This is a genomic window from Streptococcus sp. HMSC065H07 (genome assembly GCF_001837325.1).
Lineage (GTDB): Bacteria > Bacillota > Bacilli > Lactobacillales > Streptococcaceae > Streptococcus > Streptococcus salivarius_H.
In genome coordinates, this window is the sequence record NZ_KV832031.1 from 1 (window position 1) to 6,092 (window position 6,092).

At 34.9% G+C, this 6,092-nt stretch carries 3 protein-coding genes and 2 pseudogenes; 3 read left to right on the forward strand and 2 right to left on the reverse strand.

Annotation, left to right across the window (positions count from 1 at the left end; translation table 11 throughout):
* Window positions 1-7 precede the first annotated feature (7 nt).
* A pseudogene (locus tag HMPREF2637_RS04720) lies at window positions 8-1,213 on the forward strand (IS110 family transposase).
* 1,733 nt (window positions 1,214-2,946) lie between these two features.
* Here HMPREF2637_RS04720 and HMPREF2637_RS04725 read toward each other — a convergent pair.
* Window positions 2,947-3,741, reverse strand: coding sequence for a helix-turn-helix domain-containing protein (locus HMPREF2637_RS04725; protein ID WP_070839250.1), 795 nt, complete (start codon window positions 3,739-3,741; stop codon window positions 2,947-2,949).
* A 349-nt stretch (window positions 3,742-4,090) separates the two neighbouring features.
* Here HMPREF2637_RS04725 and HMPREF2637_RS11725 point away from each other — a divergent pair, with 349 nt between their 5' ends.
* Window positions 4,091-4,279 carry a helix-turn-helix domain-containing protein gene (locus HMPREF2637_RS11725; RefSeq protein ID WP_002887206.1) on the forward strand — a complete coding sequence of 63 codons (189 nt, stop codon included), beginning with the start codon at window positions 4,091-4,093 and terminating at the stop codon, window positions 4,277-4,279.
* A gap of 67 nt (window positions 4,280-4,346) precedes the next feature.
* Complete coding sequence (locus HMPREF2637_RS04735) at window positions 4,347-5,051, forward strand: hypothetical protein (RefSeq protein ID WP_070839251.1); 705 nt, start codon at window positions 4,347-4,349, stop codon at window positions 5,049-5,051.
* Between the two features lie 231 nt (window positions 5,052-5,282).
* On the opposite strand, the pseudogene HMPREF2637_RS10835 reads toward HMPREF2637_RS04735, so the two are convergent.
* Window positions 5,283-6,092 (reverse strand): annotated as a pseudogene (locus HMPREF2637_RS10835) (transposase); the annotation flags it as partial.

Genomic DNA, 6,092 nt, shown 5'->3' on the forward strand with positions numbered 1-6,092 from the left:
TAATGTCATGCGTGCAGTATTTGGAATTGATGTAAGTAAAACAAGTTCTGAGGTAGCAATTTTAGTCAACGGTGAGAAGGTTCATGGCTACACCATACTCAATGATGCCATTGGATTCAATCGCCTGTTGGGCGACGACTTGAAAACTGTTCATAGCCCTGATATTATATTTGAGGCTACAGGCGTCTATTCTCGACGTCTTCAAGCCTTCCTTGAGGAATATAGTTACGCTTACACACAGCTAAATCCACTGGAAGCTAAGAAGCAATTGAACAGTTTGTGAGTTCGTAAAACAGATAAAATTGACGCTGAAAAGTTGGCTAATTCTTAGCTTGTGCACAATCGTAAACCAACTTACGTGCAGCAAGAAGTTTATCAACATCTACGTGATTTAAGCCGTTTCTATCAAAATATGAATGAAGGTCTTGTTCGAGCTAAAAATCGTCTGCACAAGGTTCTACAAGTCACTTTTCCTGAATTGGAGAAGCTAATATCCACACCTACTGGAGAGCAATATTGGAACTTAGTGATGGCTTTTCCATGCAAAGAGTTTGTATTGAGCCTATCTCAAAGTGACTTGTGTGAGATGATCCATCAATCTACCTCCAAACGCATCTCTGAAAAGCGTATTGCTTACCTGACTGATAAACTTATAAAACTCGCTAAACAATATTTTTGTGCGGTCAAGAAAACCTCTCCCATGATGGAAGAGGTCCGTTACTATGCTCAAGAATTGCTTCGTCTTTCTGAACGCAGACAAGTTGTCTTAAACAACATGGTAGCTCTAGTTCAGCCTTTACCAGAGTATGACATCTTACGGTCAATTCCTGGTATCGCAGAAACAACGGCTACAAGCGTTATTGGCGAATTAGGAGACATTCGTCGCTTTAAGTCTGCTAATCAAATCAACGCTTTTATCGGTATTGTTCTCAAACACTATGAATCGGGAGATTTCCTAGGTCAAGAGCATATCACTAAGCATGGGAATCCTTATGCAAGAAAAATTCTGTACAAGTGCATTCAAAACATTGCTTCAGCTAGTCATACTAATCCCTGCCATATCGCTAACTTTTATGAGAAACGAAAAAGACAATTGATAATAGCTTCAACTAAGCCACATACGATTGCCTCTATACATCGTCTCATTCAGACAATGTTTTACCTCATTACGCATAACAAACTTTACGATTACTCTTTGACCCAAAATCGATAAGGCTGTCTATGCCGTATTAGGGTAACACCTTGTTTCAAAAAATACCAGATGAGGTGTTTTTTAGCATGCCCTTTTATGGATCAAAAAGTGTTAAAAATAAGACAGTAACCTCAGAATAGCTACTGTCTTCTCTCTTTTTTTACTTAAAGCCTTGATAGACTTGATAAATGGTAGAAAAGAGTCAAATAAAATATTTCAAAGGAAAGCGCAAAAAAACTAGGGAGATACCCTAGTTAGTAGTAGGCACTCACATAAAATTTTTATGTGACGAATAATGTAAGTATAAAGCCTCTATGTATAGAAGTTAATTAGAGACTAAGGGAAGATTGAATTATTATTGTATGGTGTGTAAGCCTACAATTGTGATTATATCAAGATGATTAAAAATTTGCAATATTTTTCGAGGATTTATGTTCCCCTAAATAGAGTCTGTTTTTATGTTTTATAATGACTATAAAAAATCTTTTATGGTTATTGATACTCGTGGTATGTTCACTAAAAACATTATGAAAAACATCTCTTATTCGCAATGGAAGGGGTCAGGCATTTATTGATGGATTCTATTATATGGCTTTGATATATTTTAGTTTAAAACATACCAGATGAGGTGTTATTTTCGTATACTCTTTTATGGCTCAATAAGTTTTGAAAATAAAGCTGTAACCTCAGAATAGCACTGTCTTGTCTCATTTATTCTTAAAGACTTGATAAGCTTGGTATATGGTAAAAAGAGCCAAATAAAAGGGTGGAAGCATCCCCCCTTTTGAGCATAGACCGCAGTACTACACCCCTATTCGATAGTGTAAATCATAACAAAAACATAAAAGCAAATCAAGGCTTTGATTTTATAAAATTTTCTCTAACTGTTCAAATTTTTGAATAGTGTTGGTTCCCACTATTTTGTCAAATGTTGATTTTGGGACAGACTGATATAATGCATCCTTAATTATCCTAAAGTTTGATAAATATATTTAATTCACGTTTACTATAACTCTGCAAGATACTGTCAATAATTTTGTGTAAAAACTCAAGTAGAGTTACGGAGTGTTAATCAAACAAGCTTTCAAGTGTGTCAGAAAATAGGCCAACCCCTTTATGGATTCGTTGACTTTGCTTGAAATTATAATCTTCAAACAAAGAAGAGCTCATTTTACACTCAAATAAAGGAAGTCAATACTACAAGTGATTGCTATGGGCAAGCATTCAAAATCCGGTAGAAAGGAAAGTAGTTTTGGCAGCGTTTGAGGTTGTGTAAACCATTCTAGGCTTTGGTAGTTTTACCATCGCTCTAAAAGGTTTATGCTACAAACTCTTTAAAGACGATGACAAAAAATAATCCGTCCCCACTTTTGGCGAAGTAAGACGGATGGATTATTTTCGTTTAAACTAGCCACCGTCTTTTAAACGGCTCTACATGGAAGTTGAGTGACTCCTCAACTTCTTTTTACTAACACAATTTTATCAAAATCACTGATCTAAGTCAATTTACGTTTCTCCTTATTATTTTGAGATTCATATTGTTAAAAAAATAGTTGAAGGTTTAGTTAAGATATATTTTGCAACTATTGAGATTTTAGCAGAAAGAAAGTATAATGAAGTTACTTTCTTTTATTTCTGTAAGTTATGTACTGCAGAAAACGGCAACTCCATAGGGGTTGCCGTTTTCTCTTGTATTCGCTATTATATGGATCATAAAGTTTTACTTATACTTCTTTACTATTTAAAGACCAAACTTACATTAGGACAACTTTACCAAAGATAGTGCAGCTTTTCTTCTTGATAAGAGTGATAGCTGTCTCATCAGTATTTAGCGAGTTAAGAACAATGTCACCATTTTCACTATTTTTACATACCTTCATTACGTAGTACCGACTATCTAACCGTACAATAGCGATATCACCTGTTCGGAGGATAGAGTTCTTCATAACAAATATCACTTCATCATCGAAAAAAATAGGTTCCATGGAATTACCGACAACCTTAAGTGCTATATCATGTACTGGAATAGGCACAGGGTAGTCAAGACAGTCAACTGGGACTTCCGATAATTCAAAGCCTTGTGCATCGACTCTAGCATAAATACTGACCCTTTTTGTTGGTCGTTCCTCGTTAATGCCTATTTGTTTTTTAATGTCGTTTTCTTTGATTTCTTTAGAGATGTGCTGATTATCTAATCGATTTTCTATGAAATCAACAGTCGCGTCTTGGTTTCCTTCATCAAGCTCCTTAAACATTTCCTCTACTTGCTCTTGCTTATTGTCGTTAATTGGTGGGTAAGCATACTTGCTTGGTGAGTCCGATAATCCTAGTAAGTAGTCTGACGTCACCCCAAATAATCCAACTAACTTCACAAGATCTTTAAATGTAGGGGCATTACTTCCATTTTCCCACTTTCCAACAGTTTGTTGTGTTTTCCCTATTTTGGCACTAAATTCCTTTTTAGTCCAACCTCTAGCTTGTCGGAGTTTAATTAATCGGTCAGTAAACATTTCCCCCATTAAATTATTACTATCCTTACACTCTTTCATGTATTATCCCTATAACATCTTCCTAAAAAAATTATAATTTTTTATAATCAAAATTATTATAGCAGTTTTAGAAACAATAAACAAATGTAGAAATAACAGTATTCAAAAGACTTTATAGACTGTATAAAATAGCTATATAAGACGGTGGCAAACTGAATGAAAATGAAATAATTACTAATTTAACGCTAAGTTATAATTAAAACAAATCCATGTTTTAGTAGAAAATCATAGCTTTTTAATTAAAAAAATATGAGTTAGGTGTAATTTTATTATGAAATTTTCTTGATTGTTTGCCATAAAAATAGTAAAATCATTTCAGGACTATATTGATTAGGCAGGTTATATATACATGGGAAATATTATTTCGGACTTGAGACAACGACGGAAATTGTCAAAGAAAACATTAGCTCATGACCTAGATGTCGATGCAGGGACTATTGACAAGTGGGAGAATGGAGCTAATATACGTATGGAAAACGTTATAGCTATAGCCGAGTATTTTGGTGTATCTACTGACGATATTTTAGGAACAAGATAATATTAATTACGAATCAAGTGTAACGAAGTAAATACCAATTTTTTTGATTGACAATAAGAGTAGGACAATGACAACAGCAGCCAATAATCCAAAGATAATTACTTTAGAAGACCTAGAAGAAAAGTTAGAATCATTTATTTATGAATTTAATGATGACCTATGCCGAACCATTATTGAGTATATGATTGATTCAGAAGGACCATTTGCAATTACTCGATATAAGAAGTTTGGATCACCATGGTTTTATCAAGCAACTAGAGATATTTCTGATAAACTCTGGAGAAAGCTAATCGAAGAGGGAAAACCAGAGACTGAAGCTAAATCCATAGCTAAAGATGTAATATCAACGTACTATCAATATATGTTATTTGATATGTTGCTTGCGGGACAAAATAACCTAGCTTCAAAAGAGGTCCAAGTAAGGATTTCTAGTTTGACAAATAGTCGTCAACAAAATGAGGTAAAAAAATTAGCCTTCATGAAAGGTTGTAGGGAATACGTTCAGAATTTACCATTGAAGACACTAACCAATTACATTCCTCTAGCCGAATTGTTTAAATACGCCGGTGTCGGAGTAGTTCCAGATCTAGCGAAAATTTTCAGCTTGCTTGATTCAAGTGAAGCTGGATGTTTGAAAAAAGTCGGAGAAGTTATCCATTTTGACGATGTTGCAGTAGATGAAGTGATTGAAAAAAGATTTTTAAGGAGTTCTCAACTTCGTTTCTCTAGTGGTAAACTATTATACAACTCAGAAAGTGTTGTATTTAAATAGTATTTAGAATGAATAAAGGGGAAAGGATATAATTTTAAGTACTTTTAAGGCCAAAGACAAATCAATACTTTTTATACACAAAATATTATGTGAAGGGGTGTATAAAGCTAATGCTATATTCTTCATAGTAACTTGGGAATTAATCACTCAAAAAACGAGACCTTATTTATAAGGAGATACAATTAAATGGATAGTCAAACTTGACAGTTTTTTTAGCAGGGATGATAAAGGTTAGTACTTGAGGTAAAACATTGTCTGAATGAGACGATGTATTGAAGGAACTGCATGAGGATTTGTTGAAGGTATTGTCTTTTTCGTTTCTCATAAAAGTCAGCATTATGGCAGGAATTGGTAGACTGAAAGCGACGAATATCTCCCAATTCGCCAATGATAGACGTCGCCGTGGTTTCTGCGATGCCAGGGATTGACCGTAAGATGTCATACTCTGGTAAAGGCTGAGCTAGAGCTACCAAGTCGTTTAAGACAACCTGTCTGCGTTCAGAAAGACGAACCTCTTCAAGCATTTGAGAAGTTTTCTTGATTGCACAAAAAGATAGTTTAGAGAGTTTTATAAGTTCATCAGTCAGGTAAGCAATACGCTTTTCAGAGATACGTTTGGAGGTAGATTGGCGGATAATTTCACACAAGTCACTTTGAGAAAGGCTTTATACAAACTCTTTGCATGGAAAAGCCATCAGTAAGTTCCAATATTGCTCTCCAGTTGGTGTGGATAAGAAATTTTCCAATTGAGGAAAAGGTGACTTGTAGGACCTTGTGCAGACGCTTTTTAGCTCGAACAAGGTCTTCTGTCATATTTTGATAGAAACGGCTTAAATCATGCAGGTATTGATAAACTTCTTCCTGCACGTAAGTTGGTTTACGATTGTATACAAGCTGAGATTTAGCCGTGTGTAAGTGTAACCATATTCTTCAAGAAAGGCTTGAAGACGTCGAGAATAGACGCCTATAGCCTCAAATATAATCTTGGGGTTATGAACAGTTTTCAAGTCGCCCAACAGGCGATTGAATCCAATGGCATCA

Bases quoted from the DNA above. Each gene is read 5' to 3' on its own strand.
- HMPREF2637_RS04725 (WP_070839250.1), bottom strand. From the start codon at position 3,741: ATGAAAGAGTGTAAGGATAGTAATAATTTAATGGGGGAAATGTTTACT.
- HMPREF2637_RS11725 (WP_002887206.1), top strand. From the start codon at position 4,091: ATGGGAAATATTATTTCGGACTTGAGACAACGACGGAAATTGTCAAAG.
- HMPREF2637_RS04735 (WP_070839251.1), top strand. From the start codon at position 4,347: ATGACAACAGCAGCCAATAATCCAAAGATAATTACTTTAGAAGACCTA.